43 protein-coding genes are annotated in these 26,631 nt (G+C 55.7%); 30 read left to right on the top strand and 13 right to left on the bottom strand.

All coding sequences use genetic code 11. From position 1 onward, the window contains the following. Positions 1-110 precede the first annotated feature (110 nt). The 5 genes from J3P85_RS19880 to J3P85_RS19860 form a co-directional block, all read right to left on the bottom strand. The gene (locus J3P85_RS19880; protein WP_434703139.1) at positions 111-1,250 is read right to left on the bottom strand and encodes a tyrosine-type recombinase/integrase; all 1,140 of its coding nucleotides are present in this window, start codon (positions 1,248-1,250) and stop codon (positions 111-113) included. Beyond that, on the bottom strand, positions 1,250-1,483 hold the full coding sequence (locus tag J3P85_RS19875) for a hypothetical protein (RefSeq protein WP_434703137.1): 234 nt from the start codon (positions 1,481-1,483) through the stop codon (positions 1,250-1,252). Before J3P85_RS19875 ends, J3P85_RS19880 begins: the two co-directional genes overlap by 1 nt. A gap of 395 nt (positions 1,484-1,878) precedes the next feature. Beyond that, complete coding sequence (locus J3P85_RS19870; protein WP_434703136.1) at positions 1,879-2,079, bottom strand: hypothetical protein; 201 nt, start codon at positions 2,077-2,079, stop codon at positions 1,879-1,881. Continuing rightward, positions 2,076-2,381 (bottom strand): CopG family ribbon-helix-helix protein, encoded by a 306-nt coding sequence (locus J3P85_RS19865; protein WP_434703134.1) that lies wholly within the window; start codon positions 2,379-2,381, stop codon positions 2,076-2,078. Before J3P85_RS19865 ends, J3P85_RS19870 begins: the two co-directional genes overlap by 4 nt. Next, a complete protein-coding gene (locus J3P85_RS19860; RefSeq protein WP_434703132.1) occupies positions 2,378-2,620 on the bottom strand; it encodes a hypothetical protein in 243 nt (80 codons plus the stop codon). Before J3P85_RS19860 ends, J3P85_RS19865 begins: the two co-directional genes overlap by 4 nt. A 257-nt stretch (positions 2,621-2,877) precedes the next feature. Here J3P85_RS19860 and J3P85_RS19855 point away from each other — a divergent pair, with 257 nt between their 5' ends. Genes J3P85_RS19855 through J3P85_RS19845 form a run of 3 tightly spaced genes read left to right on the top strand, consistent with a single transcriptional unit; the run spans position 2,878 to position 3,941 of the window. Then, positions 2,878-3,009 (top strand): YHYH domain-containing protein, encoded by a 132-nt coding sequence (locus tag J3P85_RS19855; RefSeq protein ID WP_434703130.1) that lies wholly within the window; start codon positions 2,878-2,880, stop codon positions 3,007-3,009. 5 nt (positions 3,010-3,014) lie between these two features. After that, positions 3,015-3,191: a hypothetical protein gene (locus tag J3P85_RS19850; RefSeq protein ID WP_434703128.1), complete on the top strand. Its 177-nt coding sequence runs from the start codon at positions 3,015-3,017 to the stop codon at positions 3,189-3,191. Positions 3,192-3,230: 39 nt separating this feature from the next. Continuing rightward, the gene (locus tag J3P85_RS19845) at positions 3,231-3,941 is read left to right on the top strand and encodes a DUF3800 domain-containing protein (protein WP_434703127.1); all 711 of its coding nucleotides are present in this window, start codon (positions 3,231-3,233) and stop codon (positions 3,939-3,941) included. Positions 3,942-4,391: 450 nt separating this feature from the next. Here J3P85_RS19845 and J3P85_RS19840 read toward each other — a convergent pair whose 3' ends face one another. Continuing rightward, complete coding sequence (locus J3P85_RS19840) at positions 4,392-5,621, bottom strand: hypothetical protein (protein WP_434703125.1); 1,230 nt, start codon at positions 5,619-5,621, stop codon at positions 4,392-4,394. 375 nt (positions 5,622-5,996) lie between these two features. Here J3P85_RS19840 and J3P85_RS19835 point away from each other — a divergent pair, with 375 nt between their 5' ends. Further along, positions 5,997-6,509 carry a hypothetical protein gene (locus tag J3P85_RS19835; RefSeq protein WP_434703124.1) on the top strand — a complete coding sequence of 171 codons (513 nt, stop codon included), beginning with the start codon at positions 5,997-5,999 and terminating at the stop codon, positions 6,507-6,509. Between the two features lie 333 nt (positions 6,510-6,842). On the opposite strand, the gene J3P85_RS19830 is transcribed toward J3P85_RS19835, so the two are convergent. Both J3P85_RS19830 and J3P85_RS19825 read right to left on the bottom strand, forming a co-directional pair. Next, positions 6,843-7,259: a hypothetical protein gene (locus J3P85_RS19830; RefSeq protein WP_434703123.1), complete on the bottom strand. Its 417-nt coding sequence runs from the start codon at positions 7,257-7,259 to the stop codon at positions 6,843-6,845. 85 nt (positions 7,260-7,344) lie between these two features. Then, positions 7,345-7,578: a hypothetical protein gene (locus tag J3P85_RS19825; RefSeq protein ID WP_434703122.1), complete on the bottom strand. Its 234-nt coding sequence runs from the start codon at positions 7,576-7,578 to the stop codon at positions 7,345-7,347. Positions 7,579-7,749: 171 nt separating this feature from the next. On the opposite strand from J3P85_RS19825, the gene J3P85_RS19820 reads away from it, so the two are divergent. Further along, the gene (locus tag J3P85_RS19820) at positions 7,750-8,793 is read left to right on the top strand and encodes a hypothetical protein (RefSeq protein WP_434703120.1); all 1,044 of its coding nucleotides are present in this window, start codon (positions 7,750-7,752) and stop codon (positions 8,791-8,793) included. Between the two features lie 88 nt (positions 8,794-8,881). Further along, on the top strand, positions 8,882-9,118 hold the full coding sequence (locus J3P85_RS19815; RefSeq protein WP_434703118.1) for a helix-turn-helix transcriptional regulator: 237 nt from the start codon (positions 8,882-8,884) through the stop codon (positions 9,116-9,118). Between the two features lie 110 nt (positions 9,119-9,228). Here the strand turns inward: J3P85_RS19815 and J3P85_RS19810 are convergent, their stop codons facing one another. Further along, positions 9,229-9,621 carry an Arc family DNA-binding protein gene (locus tag J3P85_RS19810; protein WP_434703117.1) on the bottom strand — a complete coding sequence of 131 codons (393 nt, stop codon included), beginning with the start codon at positions 9,619-9,621 and terminating at the stop codon, positions 9,229-9,231. Positions 9,622-9,878: 257 nt separating this feature from the next. Here J3P85_RS19810 and J3P85_RS19805 point away from each other — a divergent pair, with 257 nt between their 5' ends. Together J3P85_RS19805 and J3P85_RS19800 are read left to right on the top strand one after the other, a co-directional pair. Next, on the top strand, positions 9,879-10,277 hold the full coding sequence (locus tag J3P85_RS19805; protein WP_434703115.1) for a DUF3077 domain-containing protein: 399 nt from the start codon (positions 9,879-9,881) through the stop codon (positions 10,275-10,277). Continuing rightward, positions 10,277-11,071 (top strand): phage antirepressor KilAC domain-containing protein, encoded by a 795-nt coding sequence (locus tag J3P85_RS19800; RefSeq protein WP_434706408.1) that lies wholly within the window; start codon positions 10,277-10,279, stop codon positions 11,069-11,071. Before J3P85_RS19805 ends, J3P85_RS19800 begins: the two co-directional genes overlap by 1 nt. A 44-nt stretch (positions 11,072-11,115) precedes the next feature. On the opposite strand, the gene J3P85_RS19795 is transcribed toward J3P85_RS19800, so the two are convergent. After that, a complete protein-coding gene (locus J3P85_RS19795; RefSeq protein WP_434703113.1) occupies positions 11,116-11,541 on the bottom strand; it encodes a hypothetical protein in 426 nt (141 codons plus the stop codon). Between the two features lie 99 nt (positions 11,542-11,640). Between J3P85_RS19795 and J3P85_RS19790 the strand changes: the two genes are divergently transcribed. The 11 genes from J3P85_RS19790 (at position 11,641) to J3P85_RS19740 (ending at position 17,304) form a co-directional block, all read left to right on the top strand. Beyond that, positions 11,641-11,886 carry a transcriptional regulator gene (locus tag J3P85_RS19790; protein ID WP_434575015.1) on the top strand — a complete coding sequence of 82 codons (246 nt, stop codon included), beginning with the start codon at positions 11,641-11,643 and terminating at the stop codon, positions 11,884-11,886. Further along, positions 11,810-12,376, top strand: coding sequence for a phage regulatory CII family protein (locus J3P85_RS19785; RefSeq protein WP_434703111.1), 567 nt, complete (start codon positions 11,810-11,812; stop codon positions 12,374-12,376). Before J3P85_RS19790 ends, J3P85_RS19785 begins: the two co-directional genes overlap by 77 nt. Before the next feature lie 111 nt (positions 12,377-12,487). Next, complete coding sequence (locus J3P85_RS19780) at positions 12,488-12,925, top strand: hypothetical protein (protein WP_434703109.1); 438 nt, start codon at positions 12,488-12,490, stop codon at positions 12,923-12,925. Next, positions 12,922-13,185, top strand: coding sequence for a hypothetical protein (locus J3P85_RS19775; protein WP_116833019.1), 264 nt, complete (start codon positions 12,922-12,924; stop codon positions 13,183-13,185). Before J3P85_RS19780 ends, J3P85_RS19775 begins: the two co-directional genes overlap by 4 nt. Further along, positions 13,182-13,505 (top strand): hypothetical protein, encoded by a 324-nt coding sequence (locus tag J3P85_RS19770; protein WP_434703106.1) that lies wholly within the window; start codon positions 13,182-13,184, stop codon positions 13,503-13,505. The genes J3P85_RS19775 and J3P85_RS19770 overlap by 4 nt, the downstream gene beginning before the upstream one ends. Beyond that, positions 13,502-13,726: a hypothetical protein gene (locus J3P85_RS19765; RefSeq protein ID WP_434703105.1), complete on the top strand. Its 225-nt coding sequence runs from the start codon at positions 13,502-13,504 to the stop codon at positions 13,724-13,726. Before J3P85_RS19770 ends, J3P85_RS19765 begins: the two co-directional genes overlap by 4 nt. Continuing rightward, positions 13,723-14,484, top strand: a complete 762-nt coding sequence (locus J3P85_RS19760; RefSeq protein WP_434703103.1) for a hypothetical protein — start codon at positions 13,723-13,725, stop codon at positions 14,482-14,484. The genes J3P85_RS19765 and J3P85_RS19760 overlap by 4 nt, the downstream gene beginning before the upstream one ends. Continuing rightward, a complete protein-coding gene (locus J3P85_RS19755) occupies positions 14,468-15,271 on the top strand; it encodes an ATP-binding protein (RefSeq protein ID WP_434703101.1) in 804 nt (267 codons plus the stop codon). The genes J3P85_RS19760 and J3P85_RS19755 overlap by 17 nt, the downstream gene beginning before the upstream one ends. Continuing rightward, positions 15,268-16,644: a replicative DNA helicase gene (locus tag J3P85_RS19750; RefSeq protein ID WP_434703100.1), complete on the top strand. Its 1,377-nt coding sequence runs from the start codon at positions 15,268-15,270 to the stop codon at positions 16,642-16,644. Before J3P85_RS19755 ends, J3P85_RS19750 begins: the two co-directional genes overlap by 4 nt. Further along, positions 16,637-16,924, top strand: coding sequence for a hypothetical protein (locus J3P85_RS19745; RefSeq protein WP_434575030.1), 288 nt, complete (start codon positions 16,637-16,639; stop codon positions 16,922-16,924). The genes J3P85_RS19750 and J3P85_RS19745 overlap by 8 nt, the downstream gene beginning before the upstream one ends. After that, positions 16,921-17,304, top strand: a complete 384-nt coding sequence (locus tag J3P85_RS19740; protein WP_434703098.1) for an antiterminator Q family protein — start codon at positions 16,921-16,923, stop codon at positions 17,302-17,304. Before J3P85_RS19745 ends, J3P85_RS19740 begins: the two co-directional genes overlap by 4 nt. A gap of 470 nt (positions 17,305-17,774) precedes the next feature. Here J3P85_RS19740 and J3P85_RS19735 read toward each other — a convergent pair whose 3' ends face one another. The 3 genes from J3P85_RS19735 to J3P85_RS19725 form a co-directional block, all read right to left on the bottom strand. Then, positions 17,775-18,023: a hypothetical protein gene (locus J3P85_RS19735; protein ID WP_434703097.1), complete on the bottom strand. Its 249-nt coding sequence runs from the start codon at positions 18,021-18,023 to the stop codon at positions 17,775-17,777. A gap of 354 nt (positions 18,024-18,377) precedes the next feature. Beyond that, positions 18,378-18,806: a type II toxin-antitoxin system HicB family antitoxin gene (locus J3P85_RS19730; RefSeq protein WP_434703096.1), complete on the bottom strand. Its 429-nt coding sequence runs from the start codon at positions 18,804-18,806 to the stop codon at positions 18,378-18,380. A 51-nt stretch (positions 18,807-18,857) separates the two neighbouring features. Then, complete coding sequence (locus tag J3P85_RS19725; protein ID WP_072458260.1) at positions 18,858-19,037, bottom strand: type II toxin-antitoxin system HicA family toxin; 180 nt, start codon at positions 19,035-19,037, stop codon at positions 18,858-18,860. 126 nt (positions 19,038-19,163) lie between these two features. On the opposite strand from J3P85_RS19725, the gene J3P85_RS19720 reads away from it, so the two are divergent. The 11 genes from J3P85_RS19720 (at position 19,164) to J3P85_RS19670 (ending at position 26,628) form a co-directional block, all read left to right on the top strand. Beyond that, the gene (locus J3P85_RS19720; RefSeq protein ID WP_198725636.1) at positions 19,164-19,481 is read left to right on the top strand and encodes a hypothetical protein; all 318 of its coding nucleotides are present in this window, start codon (positions 19,164-19,166) and stop codon (positions 19,479-19,481) included. Then, on the top strand, positions 19,478-19,714 hold the full coding sequence (locus J3P85_RS19715; RefSeq protein ID WP_434703094.1) for a hypothetical protein: 237 nt from the start codon (positions 19,478-19,480) through the stop codon (positions 19,712-19,714). Before J3P85_RS19720 ends, J3P85_RS19715 begins: the two co-directional genes overlap by 4 nt. Beyond that, positions 19,698-19,922, top strand: a complete 225-nt coding sequence (locus tag J3P85_RS19710; protein WP_434703092.1) for a hypothetical protein — start codon at positions 19,698-19,700, stop codon at positions 19,920-19,922. The genes J3P85_RS19715 and J3P85_RS19710 overlap by 17 nt, the downstream gene beginning before the upstream one ends. A gap of 280 nt (positions 19,923-20,202) precedes the next feature. Continuing rightward, positions 20,203-20,391, top strand: a complete 189-nt coding sequence (locus tag J3P85_RS19705) for a hypothetical protein (protein ID WP_434703090.1) — start codon at positions 20,203-20,205, stop codon at positions 20,389-20,391. Next, entirely contained in the window at positions 20,392-20,697 is a 306-nt protein-coding gene (locus J3P85_RS19700; RefSeq protein ID WP_434703088.1) for a hypothetical protein, read from the top strand. It begins immediately after the preceding gene. 12 nt (positions 20,698-20,709) lie between these two features. Continuing rightward, on the top strand, positions 20,710-21,153 hold the full coding sequence (locus J3P85_RS19695; RefSeq protein ID WP_434703087.1) for a proteasome subunit beta: 444 nt from the start codon (positions 20,710-20,712) through the stop codon (positions 21,151-21,153). A gap of 553 nt (positions 21,154-21,706) precedes the next feature. After that, entirely contained in the window at positions 21,707-22,330 is a 624-nt protein-coding gene (locus J3P85_RS19690) for a putative metallopeptidase (protein ID WP_434703086.1), read from the top strand. Between the two features lie 31 nt (positions 22,331-22,361). Then, positions 22,362-22,823, top strand: a complete 462-nt coding sequence (locus tag J3P85_RS19685) for a DUF2280 domain-containing protein (protein WP_434703085.1) — start codon at positions 22,362-22,364, stop codon at positions 22,821-22,823. Continuing rightward, the gene (locus tag J3P85_RS19680) at positions 22,810-24,111 is read left to right on the top strand and encodes a terminase large subunit domain-containing protein (RefSeq protein WP_434703084.1); all 1,302 of its coding nucleotides are present in this window, start codon (positions 22,810-22,812) and stop codon (positions 24,109-24,111) included. The genes J3P85_RS19685 and J3P85_RS19680 overlap by 14 nt, the downstream gene beginning before the upstream one ends. Then, positions 24,108-25,568: a DUF4055 domain-containing protein gene (locus J3P85_RS19675; RefSeq protein ID WP_434703083.1), complete on the top strand. Its 1,461-nt coding sequence runs from the start codon at positions 24,108-24,110 to the stop codon at positions 25,566-25,568. Before J3P85_RS19680 ends, J3P85_RS19675 begins: the two co-directional genes overlap by 4 nt. After that, entirely contained in the window at positions 25,543-26,628 is a 1,086-nt protein-coding gene (locus J3P85_RS19670; protein ID WP_434703082.1) for a minor capsid protein, read from the top strand. Before J3P85_RS19675 ends, J3P85_RS19670 begins: the two co-directional genes overlap by 26 nt. Positions 26,629-26,631: the final 3 nt, after the last annotated feature.

Below are 26,631 nucleotides of genomic sequence, written 5' to 3'. Positions count from 1 at the left end.
CAAAATCCGCTCTGCTGGGCGGTCTAGAAGGGGTTCACCGAGAGGTGAGCCCCTTTTTGCTTTGGGCGCTTGGGCAAACGTTGGGAATATTTTGGGCAAACGACGACCGGCTACACCTTCAGATCGGCGCTCACTTTCATGTACACCACGGCGTCATCGCCATGGCCCGCCTGGTAGTGTTCAGTCATTTTGACGTCTGCGTGCCCCATCAGCCCTTGGATGTATTCCTGAGGGAAACCTTGTTGTTCATACAGCCACGCACCAAGCGCACGGATCTCGTGAAAGGTGGGGCGCTCGCCGGCCGGCATGTCCTTGTAGGCCTCGGAGTCGTCCCGCGCCTGGGCGAATGATTTGGTCAGGTAGTCGGGCGTCACGGCATTCCAGTGCAGCTTCGCGTCGAGTTGCGACCGCTTGCGGGCTTTTGGTGAATAGTGGATGAGATACGGGCACACAACCGGGGACCTCATGCATTCGCCAACGACCTCGCGCAACGCCTGGCCCATGGCAATCTCCAGGTGCACCGGCTTTCCATAATTCTGCGTCTTCCCGGGCGACACCTTGATGGTGTTCTGCTCGAGGTCAACGTCCGACTTCGGCCACATGACGATGTCCTCCCGCCGCTGAAGGCTCAGCAACCCCAGCCGGATGGCGCGCTTCAACCAGATCGGTGTCCCCACGTAGTTCAGTATCGTGTTCAGCCCCTCGACAGTGTGGCGCTGGCGCTTCTTCTCGGCTTCCTTCTTAACCAGGGTCAGCTCGGCCGAGTTTCGCTCGCATAGGCCCTTGGCCACGGCGAAGGCAAATATTTGGACGAGCAGGCCGCGGTGCTTGGTGTAGGCGTTGTTTTCGAAGCCGTCCAGGTATTCGGCCACTGTCAGCACGTCCAATTGCCCCATCATCAAGTCGCCCAGGTCTTCCCGGTACCGGGCCAACTTGAACTTAATTTCCTTCAACGTGCGCTCGGCGTAGTTCCGTGTGCCAAGCCATTCATTTTCGAAGCGATCGAGGCAACCGCTGAACTTCGGCGCGGCATCTCCAGTGATCATGGCGAGTAGTGACCCGTCATCAGCCAGGAGCGGGAGTAGCTTGGCATTGGCGGCGTTGGCCAGCTTGATGGCTTCGGCCATGGGCTTGTTGATGCTGGTCTTCTTACCGGTGATCGGGTTTTTGTATTGCCAATATTTCCCGTTCGGGTACAGGTTTGCCGGCAGATTCCTGTTCTTGATTGTCCTGGCGCGAGGGGGAGCCATTAGCCCACCTCCATCATCTTCGCCAGAAGCGGGTCAGTTGAGCCCATCACCGCCGCCTGCAGGTCTACGAAATACATCCCGCCTCTTACTTCCCCGATCACTTCGCCTTCCTCGATCCATTTCTTCAGCTGCTGCACGCTTGGCTTTCCGCCGGCGTATCTCAACTTCCTGTACTCGCTCACCTCCATGAGGCGGGGGAGCTTTACCGTAATTTGGGCAATGACTTTTGCCATGATGATGCTCCGGGGCCGTGCTCGGCTCCATTGGTCTTGCGACACGTTTTCGATATTCGCGATTTGTGTCGCGTCACGGCCTATTCGTCACGCGAAGAGGGAAAGCCTCACCTTCCCATTTGCCCGGCTGACCGCGTATATCACCGTACTGCCCGTATTGATGAGGCTTCTTGCTCAAGAACAGTTTCTCGCACGCCTCGAATCTGGCCCGATCAGTATCGAGTGCAACGAGTTCCTGACCCGCCGTCGAGCCAACCGAGATCCACCCCAGCTTGTCCCGCCCGTAGTTATCGGTCTTGAACAGGCGGTACCGGTTTCTATGTCCGGTACCTGGAGACGAGGATTCGGTATTTAGGTAAAACGATATGGCGTCCAATCGGACGCGCAGGACTGTTTTAGCCATCTGATCGTCCCTCCGATTCAGCCACCATGCGCAGCTTGAGGTTGATCCCGCAGGCCTGAGCCAACTGCGTCAGTTCGCTGACCGTGGTGCTGGGCTCTTGCATGGCCTGGCCGAACCGAACCAAGCGGGAGCCGAGCTGGTTGAATTCATTCTGAAGAGCTGTCCGGCTGTCACTGGGTGTTGTGGCTGTCATGGCTGCGCCTCCGTTTGTTCGACGAAGGAGCCGATAGGGTTGGCCTTAGTGAGCAGGTCGCGCGGATCTGTGTCGGGGTTGTTCCTTTCCTGTCCTGAAACGGCCCGCTCAAGTGCATCAGCCAGGGCATCCAGCATCAGTTCTTGGCGTCGGTTGCAGTCGAGGTGATTTCGGATCGCCTGGACAACCACGCTGTTCATGCTGCGGTCTTCGAAGAGCGCTAGGGCCTCAACATCGGATCGCATGTCGTCTGGTAGACGCACCACGAATTTATCGGCAGTGCGGGAGTCGTACCGCTTCATGGTTGCTTCTCCGTGGTTTTGCCTGAGTTCCATTTGTTGATGATGTGGATGGCAATACAGGCTGTGCAGATAAGCCACAGGATCGAGCCTGCGAACCCAACAAGGACGGCGCTGGTGGAGGGGCTGCTGACCATTTCCGGCGCAGCAAAGCCAAACCAGGCAACCGTGAGCGCGACGTAGACGAACATGAACGTCAGCACCTCAAACAGGCGCATCGCTGACAAGCGTTTAGGGGGCATCACTTTCTCCAGGCCGAACGAATCCCGGCCGCGTAATAGACGTTTGCGAAAAGATGGATAGGTGTCTCGGTCACCTGGGCGGCGAGGGAGTGGAATACAAATTAGCAAAAGCTAAATGACAAAGCAATACATTTTGCTAAATGGTTGGATTGCTAATCTTCGCAAGAAGGCAGGGGCTAACCTTCAGACTCGTAGTGGCGAATTAATGGTGCTAAATTCTACGCATCCGTCAAGCTAACCATCACAGGAAGTGGACTATGAAAATCATCGCCCTTGTACTGGCCGCAGTTCTCGCAGCCACCTCTGTATCTGCAATCGCTCACGGTGGCCGTACGGACAGCCAGGGCTGTCATAACGACAAGAAAGCTGGAACACGCCACTGTCACTGACCCGAGTGAATCAGCAACTGCGCAGGGACCTGAAAGAGGCTGCAGCACTGCTCCAGTGGCTAGGCGACGACCAACTGATCATGATTTCGTACAACGCTCTGCATCATGCTCGAACGATCCGCGCAGATGAAACCTACATCCAAGCGCGGATCCTGTCGGTGTGGAACGCAAACCTGGTTTGAGATCACCTATTTTGTTTTGGCGCCGAGGAGGTGCAATGGATGGCGCGAAGTGATTGGGTGGTGTTCGTGGATGAGAGCGGCGACCACAGCCTCGAGTCGATAGACGACAATTATCCTATTTTTGCTCTCACCTTCTGCCTGATCCATAAAGATGAATATATTGACCGGCTGATGCCAAAGGTTAACCGGTTGAAATTCGATTTATTTGGGCACGATCATGTGGTTTTCCATGAGTCGGAAATCGTTCGCAAGAAGGGTCGATTCTCCAAGATGGGAAAAGATGATCGGGAGGACTTACTTGAGCGCTTGTCGAAAATAATCGATGAAACCGATTTTGATATTTTCGCGGTCATTATCGATAAAAAGGCTCACAAAAGCCGCTACTCGGACCCAGGCCATCCATATCATCTTGCGATGCAATTCGGGCTCGAACGGATCTACAAGCATTTGCTAGGGCTTGGTGTTCACGCAAAAGAAACGCACTTTGTCTTCGAAGCTCGGGGCGGGAAAGAGGATGGGGATCTTGAGCTTGCATTTCGAAGGGTTTGCGACGGCAGAAATTGGGGGCAGAAAAAATATCCCTTCGAAATATGCATAGCCGATAAGAAGACCAATTCTATTGGTCTTCAGATTGCCGACCTGACTGCCCGCCCGATTGGGCTGTCTGTATTGCGGCCCGACCAACCCAACCGGGCATACGAGATTCTTAAGAAGAAAATCGGGCGTTACGGGAAGAAGGTTTTCCCATAATCCAGAAAGCGAAAGGCCCCTGAGTCAATGTCTCAGGGGCCTAGCGCCGGCCGCGTAGTCGCAACCCATTTATCGGTAAGCTGTTCGGAATTACCGCTTGCGGTTTCTTCCTGTGCTTATGAGACGATTAAAGCATCTGCTAAGTCACGCGTACACATTTTTTTTCAGAAAGGCGCCGCCTCCGCTACTCTCTCGACGACCTGCACTGGCTGATCCTCTTCAGCGCACACCTCCCACCTCAGCGTCACCGACTCATCGTCGTTGAACGTCATGTCTATGCCGTCTGTTTCGGGTACTGCATTGAGATAACCCCACTGCCGCTGCCGCGATTATTCTCTTCATCGCTCAGTCCAGTCGCGGAAATAGCAGGTGTCATCATGCACCGAACCTGACATTGGCCGAGTTTTTCATATCGCCATTTACGTCTCTTTCATCCTTGAATAGCTGAGTTTAGGATGATGAAAGGAGGGCGATCAGTTCGTCCAAGGTAGCGATGTCTGCTTCCAAATAAGAAGCTCCAGTGTATGTCAAAGCTAGCTGATAACCCCTCGCCTCCACGATATCCACCAGCCCAAACAGAGAGAGTAAATCGATTCCTTCAGCTCGACCTATCTCTGGGGCTTCGAAGTCATCCTCATCGGTAAACTGAGCTGCTAGCTCTTGAGCCTCATCGCGGGACCCAAGCAGCTCAATGCCGATTGGAGGCCAATAGATAGAGCGACCAAAGTAGGTGATGGTATCGGGCTGTCCCGAAGTCATGAGGTAGTAAGCTTGCTTACCTTCAAGGGCTTTGCGGTCCGGGTGTTCTGGGCCGCGGCGAATAATCCACGCGCCATTAGGTCCTCTGGCGCTGATGTGAGGAACTAAAATTAACTGGTGCGCCCATGGCGTGTAGTCAAAGAAGCGTATGGGAAGCGCCGGGCGGCCCAGGTGCAGATGCGATCCGCCACATCTGAACTCTGATCGATAACTGTTCGCGGAAGACCATGAGCCAAAGGGCTCCCTTTCTCTCATTAGCTTGATGATTGCGGGCATTAGCTCTCGCGATTTGCGCCCCATCAGCGGTGCGCAGCGCGCGAAGTACTTTTCATCCTCTGCGGCCGCCTCGGAGGGAGTAGGGATGAGTACCTGCTTCCCTATCTCGACGAATTCCCACTCCCAAAGACCATCGCGTTGCATATCTACCGCGGCGTGATATTCGTCATTGTAGGTACGCAGCTGTTCGTCCCGAAGGGGAATGGCATCCGTTTCACGCGCCGCACGGCCGGCGTTGGGATCTGGTTTGATTGACGCAATCGCTGATTTCCAATCGCATTCAACGCCGGACCAGATCAGGACTGCCTCGGGGAACGGTACACCTGAGGCGTTCTCGGTTGGATCACCTGGGTAGTAGCGAACCAGTGAGGGAGCACCGAAGAAGGACCTGGCCCAAACCCTTGTTGAGGGTAGGGGCCCTTTGGTTTGCACGCCTATGACCATGTCCAGGTCGCCGCAGGTCATCGCGCCGCGGGCGTAGGATCCCACGACCCAGATCGATGTGACTTTGATCTCGCCGGTGAACTCGCCAAAGATGTCTTCGTGCGTGATGGTGCGGACAGAGCACTCGTCCAGCCTCTGACACATGCGGATCAGCTTTTTGGTAAATGATTCACGGGGATACCGTTTTTCGGATGTGGACATTCTCTGGCCTCAGCAGGCTGGCGGGAGAACGAACGTATCACTCCTCATATTAAAATCACCATTAGCATGCAGTACTGTCGATACAACGACCCAAGCTAAGCCGTTCGCTACTGCTTCTACGAGGAAAAAAACGCATTATATATTCAAACGACAATCGTTTTTGTGGCTATACTCGCCTTGATGATGGCACTTTGGTGTGCCTGAAGTGTCCACACAACTCATTGAAAAGTATTTTTTTCAGGGTTGGCAATGGGACATCTATTAAAAATAGATGAGGTCTAAGCCGCGTGCAGTTATTAAGGCGTGAGAGTCAATGAAACCTAATGGTGTATGTGTTTAAGGTAATACAGAAAAACTATTTGATAGGGGAAGGCTATGTCGATTAAACGAATTAAAGTGGCTGTTTTTCTAGTGTCGATTTTTTTGCTAGGCGGATGCGCTACATCCGTGTGGGAGGCAAAGTGGGGGCATGAGAAACCTCATATTAGTTATGTTTCCTTGGATGCAGCAGCGACACAGGTTGACAAGTTATACGTCTGGAATCCCAATAACAATGCTGCTTATATATTTCAATCTGGTGGGGCGACCACGGGGGCTTGTCTTGCTTCTGCGGATGTCGCTAAGTCACGAAACTACGAGAGTGAGATAAAAGTTGATCTTGGAAAGGTCTTGGATAAGGTCGATAGCGCAAAGCTGGAGGATAAGCTTAAGATAATTGAAACGATAACAAAGCTAAGCGATAAAGGTGGGCCTGCATCGTTCTTGAATGTGGCAATGTTTCATATCTGTATGATGGCTGGGTCTGGTAAAATAACCCCAACTGACGCTAACACCTTAATGAGTACGGCGATTACAGAGTCTGCCAAACTCTCCGGGGTGGCAGAGTAACCACTCTTGACTTAAAGGCTTGATGCTAAGGCATCCAGCCTTAATTATTTATGTTTGATGACTCTAAATAGGGAAGATGTTTGCTGCAAGGTTTTTTGTTTTCAGTGTCTTGGAGTTTTTTTAGTGGTTTTTAGTTTGTGTGGGCGATTATGATGTTTGGGCTTGAATATGAATTTCAGTCGGCTCATTACAGCTTTTCTGTTTAATTGTGTTCGGCTTTTTCGATATCCAAGATGTCTCTCCTCATGTTCGCCATCACCGATAGCCCATAAATCCCAATTATACCAATTGCATAAGCCGGTGGTGTCTGGATCAATATCAACGTTTTCTAGTTCACAGAGGATCCGGGGAAAGTCCTTTCGGGAACTGATCGAAACCATCAAGTCGAATAGATCGAAATAGCGTTCGCATTAACGATCTAGACGCTTCCTGGGCATGCGGAAAGCCTCTTTCGAGCTGTCGCCAGATCTCTCTCGCCAGGGGTCTCAGCTCGAGCCTGGCACCCACTCTCGCTGTATGGAGCCAAACCATTATTGCTGCGGCTTCCTGCAATCTCCCTTCCGCCTGTAGGTTTAAAATCATGCCGTGCAGTGCGGCAGGCGTTTCTGGTTTGAGAGTGTGGGCACCAATTGGATCGCTCAAAATGAACCCTGCTTCTTCCAGACGGTTTCGAGCATCCGTCGCCAGCGCCACGACCATACCAATTTCATCTGCGTCCATTTGCCTGAGCTGAGCAGTAAAAGAGGACATTTCTCCTTCCTGAATCCGAAGGTACCGAGCTAGCTTCCATTTCGTGAACAGGCCCATTTTTCATCCTTGGCAGGTCTAGTGACTGTCACGATACGCCCATGCTCGGGCATTTGTAGAGTTTGATCGCCGAGCTGTCCAGGCCGGTACTGTCGTAGTCGCCGAAAGGAGGGCAGTTGACCCGCTCGAGCCCGCCAGAAGCCAAGACGGTCGACCCCGCCAACTGATCAATCTCTCCATACCCCCACGCCATTTGGCTCATTCCAGTAACGATCAGCGGTACCACCCAGCGCCGTGCGGTAATCATCTTTGCATGATTCAAGTGGTAGGGCGCCGACTCTACCAACCCCGAGCGTCCGCCTCAACGCTTGCCTTCACGACCGTCCGAGTTGTGTTTCTTGGATGCACGGCTCGGCTATTACATTTTGCTAACGGGCTATATAAACTGCGCTTTCCTGGCATTCGTAATGCAGCTGGCTCTAGGTGGAACGTTATGGCAGCAATTAAGTTTTTAGATAAAGTGTTGGATAGTTTTGTATGTGTCTCCGACCTTGTCACCAGTGTCGCGTATTCGGACGAGGGAACAATACTATCTCTACAAGACGCCGCTCGAGTAATCCTCGGATGCCTGCGATCTGTAAACACCCCCCCTCAGGGGATGAGGTTAGATAATGCCGGATTACCAGTGTTAGATCCTGGCTGTGGTGCTTCACTGCTTTTGGAAAAAGTAGCAGGAAATAAGAGCTATTCTAATTTAAGAATTAGCGATTTTTTATTTGATGAGAGATTGGTTTCGGAAAGTAAGGAGCTGCTTGAGCATGGTTTCTCACAGGATATTTGGGATGTTCTTCAGGGTGGCGATATCCAAACAAGTTGGCGTCTAAACTCTAAAACTGGCTTGCGTAAATATTCCATTCTATCATCCGTTTGGAAGGCCACTCCGCGTGAAGTCAGCGTCCTGCTGGAGGATCAAGGTTACAAGCGTCCGGTGGTGGTCAGTCTCATAAGGAAGGGGTACGCGGTGCCTGCGATCTCATTAAGCGGAGCGGTGGACCGAACAGCCGACCTTGGAATCGATCAGGACATAGATCTAGGGGATGTTAGGCGTTGGTTATCAAAAAACGGCATAGATTGGCCGATCCCCGTAATGGCGGAGCGCGTGACAACTGGGTGCTCGATAGACGTGCCGGCGGGCCTGCGCATTAAAGAGCTTGAGCGCCAAAACTTTGATTTGCTACGGGAGAATGCCGATCTGCGGGCTCAATTAATGAGCTCAAATCTGAATCCTACAAGCGAAGCTAAAAGCCTGCAAAGCCTGAATTTTCCCTACGCTACAAAGGAGCTTGAGGTTATGCGGGCTGTAGCTTTGAAGTACTGGGCTCAATACAAATCTGAGATGCGACAACCGAAGCAGGACACCATTCAGCGAGAGTTCTGCAGTCTGTTGGGGTTGAATGTCCCTGCGGATAAAACACCACCACACAAGGCAGTTTACTTAGCTACGGCGATCAAGCCTGACCATCTTCTCAAGCCATGACATGGGGCATGTAACCATGTAACCCCTTCCTGTCACGGGGGCTTCTGCGCCAATCTGGTTCCAGTCCCAATCAATGGCAGGAAGCAGCATGACCGATTTGAATGCCCACTCCACGCAATTTGATCCCGCTTTCGTCTTAATTCGTCTGGCTGACGTCGAAAGGATCACCGGGTTAGCGAGTTCCACGATCTATAGGCGGATAAAAGATGATCCGTCCTTTCCCAAACCAGTCCCTTTGAGTAATAGCGGTTCTCGCGGTTCTCCGGTGGGCTTCGTCCTGGCTGAAGTCCAAGAATGGGTGCGGTTGCGAATGAGTTTGAGGTAAGCGTCTATACGCAAAGGACGCTTTAATCCTCATCTCTCACGAAGTTTTCAGTTTTTTTAACAAGGCAATATGCACAGAGCGCAAAAAATCTACCGGGCCATATATTGGAACTAACTTTTGGGAAAACGTTTGCGAGTGGCGGGGCCTTTATTGGGCTGTTCAGCTTCATCCGTAAGCCCCTGGGTGCTCCGGAGAACCTGGATCATCGCCGACAAGATTTTTTCTTCTTGCAGGGTCAGCGAATCATCAAACTTATCCAACAAGCGATCCTTATGGATTTTTGTAGTCACCTGAGCATCGCTGTACGGAACGTAGAGAGCGTGCTTGGGATCCATTCGATCACTGTCGCTAATCCCAAACTCGTCGGTCTCGGTAAAGCTCCGCTCGAGACGATCAAGAATCTCAGCCGTAGCGGAACGCTTATTTCGTTTTGCGGCCGTCATTACAAGATCACGGAGGGATTCTGGAATGCGTAGGTTGAACTGTGGGTCGGTGCGGCTCATGTCAACTCGGCAATTGCTTGACTACTGGTAGAAGGAGGATGCATCACCGTGGTATTGACGGCAATGCATCACCGTTATACATTTGTCTTGTGTCCAACGGTGATGCATTGAGGTGAGTATGAAGGTACGAGAGATGGCGCAGGTGATTTTTCGAGCTGAACCAGACGTAAAGGCTTGGCTGGAGAGGAAGGCGAAGCAGGAGCACCGCAGCCAAAACTGGCTGGTAGGTAAGGCGCTGAGGGAGGCAATGCAGCGAGATGAGCAAATTAAACAGGCATAAAAAAACCCCAAAGCTGGCGGGCGATGGGGTTCTGGGTAACGAGATCAACTTCGAGGAAGAAATCGTCATGAATGAGCATACCGAAGTAAACGAAAAACTCAATGCTGGCGTGCTCAAGTCGCCGGTGACCGTATCGCATTCATTCGCGCGCTGTAACGTTGAGCGACAACATTTGTACAGTGTCTGCCCGGGTGTGCCCGCTGTCGATGCTTTGAATCAGGCCTCCTGCGTTCTTACTAGTGTGAAATCGACGTTGGAAGACGCGGGGATGGGGGATTTGATCGTTACGCAAAGCCAAGCATGGTTGCTACACATGGCGATCGAGTCTGCTGTGGCTGCTATCGACTCCGTTACTGAAGGCCTGGAGAAAGCATGATGAATACTCTCTCCATTCAATCCGAGCAGCTTTCTGGTAACGCGCCACGTTTGTCGCATTCGCAAAACGTGTCGCGACCCACCATGTCATCAAACGAGATTGCGGAATTGACCGGAAAACGGCATGACCACGTCATGCGCGACATTCGGAATATGCTCTCCGAGCTGCAAATCACTGACCCCAAATTTGGGGGCACCTATCTGGATGGCTCCGGGCGCTCGATGCCTTGCTTCCATCTGGATCGCGAGCTGACCGAAACCCTGGTCACCGGCTACAGCATCCCGCTTCGCCACAAGGTCATTCGCCGCCTTCACGAGCTGGAGGATTCCCAGGCCAAGCCGGCCTTCGATATAGCAAGCCTCAATGATCCGAAAGTCCTCCTGGCCCTGCTGACCGATAACGTTCGCAAGGTCGTCACCCTGGAGGCTGACAACACCGAGCTGACCAGAGAGAATCATCTCTTGGAAGTGAAGGTGGAGCAGGACGCTCCAAAGGTGGCTTTCCACGACTTGGTCACGGTGTCGCACAAGACGTACAACGCCGCCCAGGCCGCGAAGATCATTGGTACCGGCCGCACCAGACTGCTGCAGTTCATGAGGCAGAAGGGGTGGGTGACCAGAACCAACGAGCCCTACCAGGCGAAGATTGAGGCCGGCTTGCTCGATGTGAAGCTAGGTACCTTCGAACACCCAATCGACGGCACGGTGCCAACGTGCTCGACGCTGATCACTGGCAAGGGGCTGACCAAGCTTCAGGCGATGTGGCAGAGCAGGGAAGAGGACTTGCTGTCATAGCAGTGAACAGAGCCCGGCCCAGCGCCGGGCTCTTTGCATCTGGCTTAAGACCTATCGGCGTTAGCCTTCTCCAGAAGGCCGGCGATGCCCTCCAGAAGCAGCAGATCCGACTCCTTGAGCCGTCCTTTTGCCGCAGCTCTGGCTAGCTTCTCGATGACTGCGATCGCTTTGGGCGAAGCATTTTCTTGCATGGCTTGATAGGCAGGCGACTGGTCGCGCACGCCTTCCTGGCGAGTGAACTCGCCTTCAATGACGTTCGAACCATATCCGCCCGGGTTGACCAGAACACCAGGTGCTAACCCGATCTTCTTCTCAAGATTGAGCGCTGCTTTCTCGCCCAGGCCTCGATGTCCATTGAGGATTTGGGACAAATAGGAAGCGTCCAGATCGTGCTGGTCGGCGAATTCTTTCTGACTGAGTTGGCCGATTACACGCCGCAGCGCTTCGACCCGAAGGGTTTTCATGTCCATCAGCGAATAGTGTCCGTGCATTAGCAATCTGTAAATTATAAAATGCTATTGCTATTTAATTTAGCAATATGTAATGTGAAGCCTCTTAGGAGGAAAACCATGACGCTAATTGAACACATGCGCTCCCTGGACGCTGTTTCGCTGGACTCCCTGGCTAAGCGTTGCGACACCAGCGTGGGCCAGCTCAGACAGGTCGCTCTCGGCTTTCGCCGTGCCAACCCCGCCCTTGCTATCAAGCTTGAGCGCGAGACGAAGAGGGTGGTGGTCTGTGAAGACCTTCGACCGGATATCGATTGGGCGTACCTGCGTAATTCATCCGCTAGCTCCGAGCAATCTGTCGCCTGATCCGATGAGCAAAGTTTCGCTCATCGCCAGGATGTACGGCCACGACAACCGCCAAGAGATTTCCCGAATGGAACAAGTACATCGCGCGATTCATGAGGCAGTGCTCGATGCTGGGCCAAAACAGTTGGCTCACCTGATGGGGATGAGCCACACCGCGCTGCTCAACCGCAGCAACCCAAACGACGATTCGCATCGGCTGAACCTGGAGCAGTTTTTACAAATATTGGTGCATAGCAAGAACCCCGAACCGCTGCAGCTTCTGGCGAATGCCTTGGGCTATGCACTGGTGCCGTGGGTTAAGCCTGACGGGGTCAACCTGGTTCAAGCATTAGTGCACTTGGCGGCCGAGTCAGGCGATGTCTCTCGTGTCGTGCACGACGCTGTGGCAGATGGCCGAGTAACGCAGATCGAGAAGGCAGGAATTCAACGAGAAATCGGCCATGTTCGGCAGAGCTTGCTGGTGCTGGAGGAGTCGGTGAAAGCGGCTTGAGCAGCCGGCGAATGAATTTTGCCTGGTGCAGAAAGCAATAAACCCGGCGGGAACCGGGTTCATCAATCGTCCTGTGCGACCAGGACAACACATCTCAAAGAGGTACTAATCATGGCACATGCAATCCGTAATGAACAAGCTCGTTCGAATGCAAGCGTCTTTGGGACGCTGCAGGCTCAAGCGTATCCGATTGATGAAGTGGGCTTCGATATCGGGTGCGTCGGTTTCTGCGTACAAGGCTTTCACCGTGAGCGGGGAATCAAGCGTTTCATGACTCATGAGATGGGACGCACTGATGCACAGTTGGCTCTGGAACTTCTTATTCCAGAAGTCCCAGAAGCAGAGCTGTCCCTTTCCGCGAAAGGTTTTTTCAGTCAGGAAGTACCTGAGTTTGAAAGAACCGCCTCGATTATGCGTGCGATCGTCAGCTCGGCCAAATACGAAGCGCGGCCGGGCCGGTTCATTCTTGAGGCAGTGGGTTGGTACGGCCAAGCTGCCAAAGACATGGCGAAGCCAATCTGGATGCCGGTATGGAGCGCAGATCAATGAGCCCCCTACGTGTATCTCCTAGCCGCATCGCTGATGACGCAGAGTCAATGCACTCCGCGGGCTATTTCGTAGACGCCCTTGGTCGCCTCTTACTGGACCTGTCTGCTGAGGTCCCCGAATCGGTAGAGAAAATTCTCAATGGATACACCATTGGTGGAATCGCTGCCGGATTGCGAATCATCGGTACCGATTTGATGGCTCGTGGTGATGATCTGAATGCACTTCTCTCGAAGCCGGACAGCAAGAGGGAGGCAAAATGAGCGAGCTCAATTCAACCGAACCCACGGTGATCGACGAAGCTCACATGGAGCAGTTCAGCAACGACCAACTGGCTTACAAGGCCTGGATCGGCGCGGACATGGCACAGGAAATTCTCTTTGATGATGAGGCCTGCGACGACAACCTGCATGACGCCAAGTTTGAAGTGGCCCACGCCTGTATGGCTCTCCGCGTGCTAGTGCGCCGCCTTGCAGGGATGGACGCCGACATCCTCCGCCAGGCCGTGCTGCAGCGGCGACTAGAGGCGCTGGTGCTGTGCCCTGAGATCGAGCAGTTCCCAGCAGGAGAGACCCTGCAATGAATACGCGGCCGAAAACATCATCTGCTGAGAAGGGACCGGCATCGTTGATAGCCGGCCCATGGCCCAGCTACGCGTCGTTCAGATCCCTTCCCGAGCGAGAGCGCTGGGTGCTGTATGGCAGCGCCAAGGCGTATCGCGAGGCGCTCGAGAACCAAGGCCTGATCATGGCTGAAGGTTACGACGAGTTCGTCCGTCGTGTGACTGGGGAGCTTGAGCTATGAGTATCATTCGCGCCCCTCGCCCTGAGGGGAATTTCTACCTACTCAACAAAGGGATCAGCGAGGACGCCCGGCTTAGCTGGGCGGCTCGCGGGTTGCTGGTGTACCTGTTGGGCAAGCCTGATCACTGGGAAATTTCCGTGGCGCATCTACGCGGAGAAACGGCCAAGTCATCAAAGCCGACTGGTCGGGACGGTGTGTATGGACTTCTCCACGAGCTGATCAGCGCCGGTTATGTACACCGCAGCCAAGATCGCTCCGGCACCGGCGTACTTGGCGAGATCCACTATTTGGTTTCGGAATCACCGCTTCCGGCTCAACCGCATACGGATTCACCGGAAACGGCCCAGCCGTATACGGCAAATCCGACACTAGTAAGTATTGAAGGTAAGCAAGGACTGAGTGAAGCAGCAAGGACTGAAAAAGCTTCGTGCAAGGTGGACCCTCTGGAGGGTTTCGAACAGTTCTGGAAACTCTACCCGAACGGAAAGGGTAAGCAGGAAGCTGCAGCAGCGTGGAAGAAGCTCAATCCTGACGCAAATCTGCGCCACGTCTTGATGATCGCTCTTGCACAGCACAGAGCCTCTCGAGACTGGACCAAAGATGAAGGGCAGTACGTCCCGATGGCATCGACCTGGCTGAACAAGAAACGTTACCTGGACGAGTTGAAACCAGCCATACCCTCCAAGCAATCGGCCTACACCGGCCTGCCGAACCACACCCTCGAATACCCGGAGGTAGCACATGGCTCGAACTTCTAATTTCTGCCCGCAGCCGCATGTCCGCTTCTTCGACACCGAATGCTCGAAGCATGGCCAAGTCAGCAGTTCAGAGACCGAACAGTTCGATGGCTCCATGCTTGCGCGCGGATGCAAGAATTGCCACTGGGAGGCGTTGAACATCGCTTCGGCCGAGAGCGAGGAACATATCCAGGCGCGCGATCGAAAAAAGGCAGAGGAGCTGAACAAACTGCTCGTAGGTTCGGGAATCACGCCGCGGTTCAGCAACTGCACCTTTGGTAACTACAGAACCTCCGGCGGCGTGGCCGGCATGGCGAAAGCTCTCCAACTTTGCGAGGACTATGTTCATCGGTTCAAAGAGAACTACGAGGTCGGCCGCTCATTGATTCTCTCGGGGAATGTGGGGAATGGGAAAACTCATCTGGCCTGCGCGATAGTCCAAGCTGTGATTCGAGAACACGGGGCCAAGGCCGTGATCGTCTCTGCTGCTGAGATCATTCGAGTATTCAAAGGAGCAATGGATCGTGGTGCTGAATACACCGACAGGGATGTTTTGGATGAACTCGCGAGTTTTGATCTTCTGGTCATCGATGAGGTGGGAGCCCAGGCGGGGACCGCCTACGAGCTTGGTGTGCTTCACGAGGTAATTGATCGGAGATACCAGCTCGTCTTGCCTACCGTGGTGGTGTCGAATCTGGCGGCAGCGGACCTGGCGCGTTACATCGGAGATCGAGCACTGGATCGACTTCGTGAAGGGGGAGGCCAGGCTGTCGGATTCAGTTGGGCCTCGGCGAGAGGTGCCGTATGAACGGCTATCGCGAGCTGTACAGCGATGAGGCCGAGCAGGCGTTGCTGGGGGCTTTGATGCTGAATGGCGACCTGATCGACCCCATCACCGGTCGGGTCACGCCGGCGGACTTCCACGATCCTGAAAACGCCGCCTTGTTCCAGACGATAGTGGAGTGCCATGCAGGCGGCGCCCCAATCGACCCTGTGACGCTGGGCGACTTCCGGCCATACCTGCCCAGCCAAACGCGGACCATGGCCTATGCAGGGGAATTGGCAGCGAATACGCCCAGTACCGCCAACTGGGAGGCCTACGCCAAGGTTGTTACTGAGCGGGCGGTCTTGCGCCGCCTGGTGGCCTCTGCTGATGCGGTGCGTGAATCAGCCAGTGTGAATCGGCCGGTCGCTGAGATCATCGCCGAAGCGCAACAGGCGATGGCGGATCTTCGCGACCTGCAAACCGGTGAGCCCGATTACAAACGAATGGATGCGGTAGTCGCAAAAAACATCGATGTCATCGATGCAAAGTTCAACGGCGCAGTGCAGTCGGGCTTGTCCACCGGTCTGGTTGATCTGGACAAGTTGATCAGGGGGCTGCGCAAGAAGACCGTGACGATCGTTGCCGGCCTTCCTGGCAGCGGTAAGACCACACTGGGCCTACAGATCGCCCAGCACATTGTGTGCAGTGGCACCGGGGTAGGGATGGTGTTTTCGCTGGAGATGCCCGAGGAGGAATTGGGTAACCGCGCGCTTGCCTCGCTGGGTGGAGTGGATCTCAAACGCCTAGACGATGGCAGTTTGAAGGATGAGGACTGGCCACGGCTGACTTCAGCGGTCAATCGAATCAATAACGCACCACTATTCGTCTGTGATCGTTCCGGCCTGACGGTGGCGCGGATTCGCAGTATTGCTCGACAGGTCAAGAGGGCTCACGGCCTGGACGTAGTAGTCATCGACTACATCGGGTTGATCGGATCTGACGGGAAGGCCTTTAACCGCGCTTCGGAGCTCGGGAAGATTTCGACTGGAATCGTAAACATCGCGAAAGAACTCGAAGTCCCAGTCATTCTGCTGGCGCAGCTCAACCGCGACTCAACCAAACGTCCCGGGAAAAAGCCGATCGCCTCAGACCTTCGTGACTCGGGCCAGATTGAAGCGGATGCCCATTGCATCATCCTGGTACACCGAGATATGGACTCCGAAGAGGGGCAGAACGGCGTCACCGAATTGCTCATGCCCAAGTGCAGGCATGCGCCGGTCGGGTCCTGTCTTGTTCAGCAGCAAGGTCAGTTCGCCAGGTTCGTCAACTTTGCAGGCCGCGAGCCCACGCAGGAGGAGGTCGAAGCAAATCGCCCCTTCGCTGGACGCATCAAGGGGAGAGCAAACCATGAGTAACGTCAGAGCGGCACTGCCGCGCAAAGCTATGAGCGACGTCGAGTGCCAGTTCCTGAAAATCGCCGGCGAGGAGTTGGCCAAGGTCAAAATGGGCGGCCCGGCCGCGTTGGCAGCTCTATTGGATATGGTCGCCAGCTGGCACTCGAGTCGGTTGCAGATCGGCTTTCATGATTACGGCCAGCGCTGGCTTTTGGAGGGTAATGCAAAGAAGACCGCGGCTGATCGGTTGCTTCGAGATCTGTTTGGCCTGAGTGATCCTGACCCGAGGAAAGCAGCATGATGATTCGTAAGCCGTTGCAACGCCCCCTGGGCGACACCGAGTACATGCTGGAGCAATGGGGCTGGTGGCGCATGGATGGGATGAGTATTCCCAGCTACGCCTCGCCGATGATGGCGATCATGCGGGAAGTTATACCGTCCACCACCAAGTCCTATGTCATCACGGACGAATTGGCCGGCGTGGTGGATGGAGCGGTGGCCAGGCTCTGTAAGCGAGATCAGCAGATGGGCGACATGATCTGGCTGTACTACGGCGCGAAGTGGGCGGCGGTGCGTGTTGGGCGGCACTATGGCGTGAGTGAAGGCAAGGCCCGCGAGCTGATCAAGGCCGGCGTTGCTTGGGTGGATTGCGTCCTGGAGCGGGTGAGGGAGGCCGCATGAAAAAAAGAGTTGTCCATATGGAATAGCTCTGTTTTCATAGCACCGTGTTCAGCTTTCAAGCGCGACACCACAGAGAAAGCCCGGCCATTGCGCTGGGCTTTTTTTCGTCCGCTCGTCGAGTTCGTTGCACTTCCTGTCCAAGCTGGCTCTCCCACGTATATGCGCAGATGTGCGCCTCAGAAAGGAGAGATGCCATGGTAGACAACAACGGCCCGCAAGCTCCATACCCCGGGTCAGACGAGAATGCGCCTGATACAGGTGAGAGTCATGGTTCCGGCCTTGAACAGGCCGAGTCAGAGCCTCAGCAGGGAACGGCCGAGAGGCCCGTAGATTGGGACCCTCCGCCCGGTAATCCTGGATCTGATCAGGATGCTCAGACCGACCGTGACAATGGCGGAGCTAATTAGGCTCAAGCGAGCGCGTAAAACTTCACAGAACCCGGCCACCGCGCCGGGTTTTTTGTTTAAAGATCAGTCTTGGATCTCGACTTCGGTAACGGTCACAGTTTGTCTGGCAGCGTAAAATCCGCGCGCTTTGAGTGACTCCATGACCTCTTCACTCTGAAGCCCCATCGGCAGGTCTTTGAAATCGACCTGCCGTTGGAACGCTAGGCCTTTTAAGAATTTCGAACCCTCGCCGGAAATTCTAGGGATCTCTTTCCCCTCTTCTATGATCAAAATTCTATCCAGAGTTTCGTCGCGGTAGATATCTACGAGCATCGCAATTCCTCTTCCATGGTGGCGCCCAAATGGCTCCTCCTGTGCAAGTCTTGTTAGCACAATTTGTTTCGATTTGCTAAACCGACCAGTACGTCTGCTTTTTTATTGCCATGGATTCAACTGTAGCCAGGGCAGCCCTCGGGGAGGCCTGGACGCGGTATAGCCGGAAGTCACGCGTCACGAAAGAACACCGGCAGCCCGCGCACCCTGTTCACACCCGACTTCCAGGGCGGCGCGAGACTTGAGCGGCGAGATCGATGCAGTAGGGCGTCGACGCTGCGAAGGCCTTCGGCAGACAGCGGGAAAGACTGCGCACCTATTTAGGGCCTCTGCACTTGCAGGAGCTGTTTCTGGCTACGCCGCTTCAACCGATAGCGAAAGGCGTTTGCCGAGAGCCGCCAAGGCGCTTTCCAACTGGTCCATTTTGGATGTGTGCAGGAAGTCGACCAGTCGGTCCCCTTGGGCCTGGCGAACATCCAGCAGCCGGCACAAGTCAGCCTTGCGCATACCTCGCTCCATCATGGCGTTCCACAGCGCGATCTTCGCCACGGTCACCGCGGGAAGATGAACGACGTGCTCGCCTTCCTGAGGGGCAGATGCTGGCGGAATTGCTCGGCGCTCGTCCACGTAGATGGACAGGGCGCTTTCGATACCGTCCAGCGCTTCACGGATGGCGTGCCCCCGATCATCCCCATAGCTGTTGAGCTCTGGTAGGTCACGGCAGAACACGGCAACGCCTGGAGCGCTACCGTCCTGTTCAAAGCGGATTGCATAGTCGTACATGGTCACTCCTTGGAGGTGATCGCTCAGCATTCAGATGTGGTGAAGGGGCTCTCAGAGCCCCAGTTGTTTAATGATCGCCTTGCGGGTCGGTTCCGGCATTTCCTTGGATCCGTGGTCCGCGAAGGTTGTCTTGTTGCCGTTTGGGGCGGTGACTTTGAAGTGGCTTCCTTTGCCAGCTTCGAAGGTCACCCCTTGGGCCTTCAACCATCGTCTGAACTCGCTGAACTTCATCACCTCGCCTCGTTGTTTGGATGAGTCCATTCTACAACACTTATGTGTTGATACAACACTTATGTGTTATTTATTTTTGGGCATTGCCCGGGCCGACGTAGGCCTTTTTATCCCACGGTACCGCCCATGACTGAAGTCTCGCGCATTGCAGACAGCACGACATTCAAGGTCGTCGTCCCGATCCTGCAAACGATCCTGTCAGCCGGTGCCATTGGTGCGTTCGTCTACGTGGTCGGTTCGCTCGGATCACTCCAGATGCAGCTTGCTGCCTACCAAACCAACCAGGCCCTCATCGGGCAAAGGGTGGATTCTTTGGAGCGGTCCAGGGAGTCGACGGACAAGTTGGTCGATTCCCTTCGAGTGAACACCCAGCGCCAGGAGTTCAAGATCGACCAGGTGGGAGAGAGCTTGAAGGCCCTCGTCCAAACAGGTAGGCCCAAGTGAATCGCCTGCTGATCGTCCTCATTCTGCTCACGGGCTGTGCGCACAAGGAAGCGATCCAGGAGCCGGCGAAGGTTCAACGCACAACCGTTTACCGATATGTCAGCGAACAATGCCAGCCAGGCCAAGAAGAGCGCCTACGCGAGGCCCTGAAAAGTGCCCGAGAGTGGAAGCGCTATGCCGAAAGCCTGGAAAAACTGCCAGCAGCGAAGACGACCCATGAAATTGATCCCTGAATGGCGGAAGGCCTGGCGCATGACGAGCGTGCAATTGGCGATTGTCGGCGTGGTGCTCAATGCGGCCGCAACTGGGTGGTCATCGTTCCAAGGGCATGTGGACCCAATGGTCTACGCCATCGTGAACATGGTGCTCGGCATCGCGGTTGCAGTGTCCAGAGTGGTCAAGCAGCCGAAGCTCGCCGACCAGCCGGAACAGCCCGAGTAACGCGCGACACGTTTCGCGCATCAGCAAATTGTGTCGCGACACTGGAGATAATCATGGGCTGCGCAAGCAACGTTTCCGCAACAACCTTCCCTAAGCAGGGTTCGTATATTGGCAGCAGGGTTCGGGTGTGCTTCAACTACGACACATCGACCTGTGTATTCGGGGAGGTTGTCCGTGATGACGCCGAGGCTCCAGGAGTGATGATCTTCCGTTTGGAGGACTCTCGCCATGTGCTCTCCACTGAATGCCAGTGGCAACCTGTATCGGCCAAGGTGGCTTAATGACCAACGTAACCCGCCTTCGCCACGCTCTGCCTATGAGCCAGGACATCAACAAGGCCCTGACCGATTTGGATAGCGCCATCGCCAAGGCGGTGGACGCTGCCCGGGCCGCCGGTCTTCCCCAGGGCCTGATCGTCGCCGAGCTCCACGGGCACGCTCATGCACAAACCCACATCATGGTGACCTAAATGACCGTCGAGGTGCTGGAGTTCAAGCGGCCTGATGAGCCGCATTCAGCCGGTGAGGCCATCTGCACCCATTGCAAGCATAAGTGGGTGGCAGTTGCGCCGGCGGGGCAGCGGAACCTGGAATGTCCAGCCTGCAGTTCGCACCGGGGCGTGTTCAAGTGGCCCTACGGTCCATCAGAAGGCGATGAGGGCTACCAGTGCAATTGCGGCTCCGACGACTTCTTCATCATGCGCCGGGGTAAGCAGGCCAACGGTTCCGTGTATTGCCGAGGGTGCGGTACAGAGGCGACCGGCTGGTTCCAATAAATCAGGATCCCCATGACCACCATTACCTACAAAGACGGCGTGATTGCCTATGACTCTCGCGTCACTCGCGGCTCACTCATCGACCACGACGACTACGAGAAGCTCATCCATCGGAATGGGCATCCGTTCCTGTTCACTGGTTGCGGTGCTGACTTTTCCGCCCTGATGGATGAGTTTTTCGGCGTGAAGGTCAGCGACAAGCCGCTCGACGCGAACGGACTGGTCGTCACCAATGGCAGGCTTTGCCAGATTGGCCGCGACGCCGAGAGCGGATTCTGGCTGGACGAGGTGTGGATGGAGCGTTCGTTTGCCATCGGTAGCGGCCGCGACTTCGCACTGGCTGCGATGGATATGGGCGCAACGGCCAAGGAAGCTGTCGAGGCGGCGGCGAAGCGTGATGTCTACACAGGCGGCACGATCCGCACACTGATCATTGATACGAACAAGGTGGGGTAGGTGTGCCGCAGGTGAACGCGGCACGAGCGCGAGCTAGTACTCACCGCCACGCATTTTTTCTGCTACCCGGGTTAGGTAGCCGATCAAAAGCTCTACCTGGTCAACGGTGGTCGCGATTGGGTAGTCGCCAATTACCGCTCTCAGAATCTCGTGGTGGTCGACGAAGAAAAGACCGCCTTCTACGTACGATCAATACTCGTTGGCTGGCAGCTGATACATCGACGGTATGTCGAGAGCGCTGGCTTCAGCGTCGATCTTTACCTTTATCTTCATGGGGTCTCTCCCAGTGTTGAATTGCGCTCTTCGCATTCAGCCACAGCGTCAGATTCATCGTCGTGTTCGCCGTAGCGCTGATCGGTTTTTGTGTGCTCTACCACGAACCAGTACTGGTTTATCGGAGTGGGGCGTACCAGCTCTCCTGACTTGATCCCCTGGACGATAACTTTGGGTACTTTCCTTACGACGTATTCGGGCTCCATGAGCATCTCCGTTGCGTTGAGTTGGTCGCCACCAATACCGGCATCCAGCCACTATTTCAAGCTCAAGGTGATCCATGGATAGGCCATATCCTCCATCGTCGCTGCTTGAACTGTCCGAGTTGTCTGACTTCGGCATCCGCCTAATCCCGGCTCCCGAGGTATGGGAATGGCTCCAGGCCGAGATCTTTGCCGACACCGGCAGCATTCACAACGAAGACCATGCCCACCTACTGGATGCAGACATCCGGGTCATGTGGGCATCGTCGAGCTTCAACAAGCAGGGCCGCACAGTCCTGGGCCAGGCCGAGCAAGTGGCGTTCCGTGCTGGTGGTTGGCAGAAGGCCCGGATGGAGCAACAGATGCATGATTGGTTCGGCGATGTGCCGGACTTCATCATCACCCTGGCTGCCGATTACTGCGCCCGGTGCAGCGACACCGACTTCTGTGCCCTGGTTGAGCATGAGCTCTATCACCTGGCCCAGGCATACGACAGGGAAGGGCAGCCAGCCTTCACTAAGACCGGGGCACCCAGGCTTCAGCTACGTGGACACGACGTGGAAGAGTTCGTCGGTGTGGTCCGCCGCTACGGTGCGAGCCTTGACGTTCAAGCGCTGGTGGATGCTGCAAACAGTCCTGCTGAGGTGGGGAAATTGAACATTGCGAGGGCCTGCGGAACCTGTCTGCTCAAGTTGGCCTGAAATTTGACAGGCACTAGACGGAATTCAATTTATGGCAACCCTGAGTAATGAGGTGAAAGGCTTCATCGTTCAGGCCTTGGCGTGCTTTGACACACCCTCGCAGGTGGTGGAAGCCGTCAAACAAGAATTCGGCATTGAGATATCCCGTCAGCTTTGCGAATCGCATGATGCGACCAAGCGGGCAAGCAAGACTCTCGCAGCTAAGTGGGTGACCCTGTTTCACGACACCCGGAAGCGCTTCAGGGAGGAGACAGCGGAGATACCAATCGCCAACCGAGCCCATCGACTTCGCACCCTCGGGCGGATGGCTGAGAAAGCCGAAAGCATGAGGAACATTGCGCTAACTGCCCAACTGTTGGAGCAGGCGGCAAAAGAGTGTGGCGATATCTACGTTAACCGGCACCGGAAGGAAGAGTCCGGCGACGAACCGGTGATCCCGACCCGCATCCAGGTCGATGTAGTGGATGCGAGGAAGCCGAATGCCGAGCCTTAACGTTCCCCAGGCTCAGTTCCTCACGCTACCCCACAAGTTTCGCGCGTTCGTGGCCGGGTTCGGCTCGGGCAAGACTTGGGTGGGCTGTTCGGCACTGAGCAAGCACTTCATGGAGTGGCCTGGTGTCAACGCTGGCTACTTCGCTCCGACTTACCCGCAGATCCGGGACATCTTCTATCCAACCATGGATGAGGTGGCCTATGACTGGGGGCTGAAGACAAAGATCAACCAGGCGAACCATGAGGTTCACATCTACAGCGGCCGGCAGTACCGCGGCACTGTGATATGCCGGTCGATGGAGAAGCCACAGACCATCGTCGGCTTCAAGATCGGCCACGCCCTGGTGGATGAGCTGGACGTGCTGACGGCTGTCAAGGCGCAGCAAGCCTGGCGCAAGATCATCGCCCGGATGCGCTACAACCTGCCCGGGCTGAAGAACGGGGTGGACGTCACCACGACGCCGGAAGGCTTCAAGTTTGTCTTCCAGCAGTTTGTGAAGCAGTTGCGCGACAAGCCGTCGCTGAAGGACATGTATGGCCTGGTCCAGGCGAGCACGTTCGACAACGAGCTGAACCTGCCGGACGACTACATCGAATCGCTGATGGAGTCGTATCCGCCTCAACTGATCTTGGCGTACCTGAAGGGCCAGTTCGTCAACCTGACGTCCGGCACCATCTACACGGCCTACGACCGAAAGCTGAACCAGTGCTTCGATACCTTGCAGCCCGGAGAGCCCCTGTTTATCGGGATGGACTTCAACGTCGGCAAGATGGCGGCCATCACGCACGTCAAGCGTGAGCACGGCATGCCCAGGGCGGTCGATGAGCTGATCGACGGCTACGACACCCCCGACATGATCCGTCGCATCAAGGAGCGGTACTGGCAGCACGACGGCAACGACTTCAAGAAAACCTGCGAGATCAGGATCTACCCGGACGCCTCGGGAGATTCACGCAAGTCCGTGAACGCCAGCATCACTGACCTTGCCATGCTAAAGCAGGCTGGGTTCACGGTCATCGCTCCAGCGGCAAACCCGCCGGTGAAGGACCGAATCAACGCCATGAACGCCATGTTCTGCAATGCGCAGGGCGAGCGACGCTATCTGGTGAACCCGTTCACTTGCCCAACCTACGCCGATGGCCTGGAGCAGCAGGTGTGGGGCGCGAACGGGGAGCCAGACAAGACCGCCGGCATCGATCACGCAAACGACGGCGGCGGCTACTTCATCCACCGCGAATACCCGATCGTCAAACCGATCACCACAATGAAAATGGGAGTCGCCCGATGACGGACGTCACTTTCACCCGTCCCGAGTACACGGCGGCGCGATACCGCTGGCGCTTGGTGCGCGACGTCTGCAAAGGGTCAGAGACCATCAAGGCTGCCGGTGACCATTACCTGCCACGGCCGAACGCCACTGACACCAGTCAGGACAACAAGGGCCGTTACGAGGCTTACAAGAAGCGAGCGGTGTTCTACAACGCTACCGGACGGACGAAGCATAGCCTGGTAGGCGCTGTGTTCCGCACCTGGCCGACGCTGACTGTTCCTGCGGCGCTCGACTATGTGTCCAAGGATATCGACGGCCAGGGTGTGAGCATCTACCAGCAGTCGCAGTCGGTCATCGGGCACCTGCTTGAAGTCGGCCGGCATGGGTTGCTGGTGGATTACGCTGCTGTTAAGGCTGGCACCGTGAGCAAGGCGGACGAGCTTTCCGGTCGGGCCCGGGCAAACGTTGCCAGCTACCCAGCCGAAGCGATCATCAACTGGAAGACACGTCAGATCGGTGGCAGACATCTGTTGAGCCTAGTGGTCCTCCGCGAAGAGGTCGATGTCGATACTGCAGATGGATTTGGCATTGAGCGGGCGGTTCAGTATCGGGTGCTTCGCCTGGACGCCTTCGGCATCTACACCCAGGAAGTCTGGAAAGAGGGTTCCAGCGAAACGGCGATGATCGTCGCACCTTTTGCTCCGCTGAACGGAACCGGCCAGCCCTGGCAGGTAATCCCGTTTCAGTTCCTTGGCAGTGAGAACAACGACTCGAGCATCGACGATTCGCCGCTATACGACATGGCCGAGGTCAACATCGGCCATTACCGGAACAGCGCGGATTACGAAGAGGCAGCCTATTTGGTTGGGCAGCCTCAGCCGTGGATGGCTGGATTGGATGAGCAGTGGCGCGATCACATGGAGAAAGGCGGCATCTTCTTGGGCTCTCGTGCGCCTTGGATACTTCCGGTCAATGGTTCGTGCGGTGTTTGGCAGGCCCAGCCCAACACGGTTGCCAAGGAGGCCATGGACGCCAAGAAGGAAGACATGGTGTCTCTCGGTGCCAGGCTGATCGAGCGGGGCAGCGCGGTGAAGACCGCAACCCAGGCCGATAACGACAGCGCGGCAGAGCACAGCGTTCTCTCCTTGGTGGTGAGCAATGTCAGTGAGGCCTACAGCCAATGTCTTGTCTGGATGGCTGAGTTCGTGAATGCCACGGGCGAAACGTTCTACAAGCTCAACCAGGACTTCAGCCAGATCAGCCTTGACGCGACGATCCTGGTCGCGCTGTTCAACGCAGTGCAGGGCGGCAAGATGCCGGAGGGAGACTTCTGGCAATACCTGCGTGATCGCGGCGTGATCAACCCAGAAAAGACGGACGACGACATTCGGGGCGAGCTTGAAACGCAAAGCGCTGGGCCTGACCTGGATGATGACGAGGCGAACCTAAATGGCGGCAAACCAAGCAATCCTTGACGCCACCATCCGGCATGCTGTCTTCCTTGAGCAGCTGAAGTCGGGCGAGGTGAAGAAGTTTGTACCCTTCCTCAGAGAGATCGACCGCTCGATTCGTGAGCGGCTGACCCGGGCGGATTTGACGGATTACACCGTCGCCCGCTTGGAGCGGCTGCTGAGCGAAGTCGACAGCATGCTCCTGGGCATCTTCGATCGGTACAGCGAGAAGCTGAACCTCGACCTGGTGGACATCGCCAACTACGAGGCCGAGTTTGAGGCAACCAGCCTGACCCGGGCGGCGCCGGTCGGTGTGTCGTTCGACGCCGCAGTGCCAGGTGCTGCTGCGATCAGGGCAGCCATCCTCACTAATCCGCTCAGCGTGCGCGGTGCTGACGGCGGCAAGCTGCTCAAGACCCTCATTGATGACTTCACTGCTACAGAGAAGCAACGCCTCACAGGCGCGATCAGGCAGGGCTTCTTCGAAGGCCAGACAAACTTCCAGATCATTAAGAACATTCGCGGGACCAAGGCGCTTCAGTACAACGACGGCATCCTGGCCTCGACCAACCGCAACGCCGGCGCCATCGTGCGGACGGCCGTGCAGCACGTCGCGACCCAGGCGCGCATGGAGACGCTTAAGGTGAACTCCGATGTCGTGCAATCGGTGGAGTGGGTCAGCACCCTGGACACGAAGACTACTAGCCAGTGCCGAGCGCTCGACAAACGCCGGTTCAAGCTGACGGAGGGGCCTAGGCCGCCGATCCACATCAACTGTCGCTCGACGGTGGTGGCGGTGACTCGCTTCAGCACGTTGTTCGCCGAGGGCGCCACCAGGGCATCGATCGGCGACCGAGGTGCCCAGCAGGTGAGGGCAGACCTCAGTTACTACGACTGGCTCAAGCAGCAGCCGGCGGCGTTTCAGGACAAAGCTATTGGCCCGGTTCGGGCGAAGTTGTTCCGTGAAGGCGGCCTGAGCATCGAGCGTTTCGCTGAGCTGCAGCTTGATCGCAATTTCAAGCCGCTGACTCTCATACAGATGAAGGCTCTTGAGCCATTGGCGTTTGAGCGGGCGGGTTTTTAATCG

Source organism: Pseudomonas sp. Z1-12 (assembly GCF_051132015.1).
Lineage (GTDB): Bacteria > Pseudomonadota > Gammaproteobacteria > Pseudomonadales > Pseudomonadaceae > Aquipseudomonas > Aquipseudomonas zanjanensis.
This window is presented reverse-complemented; position numbering and strand designations above follow the sequence as displayed.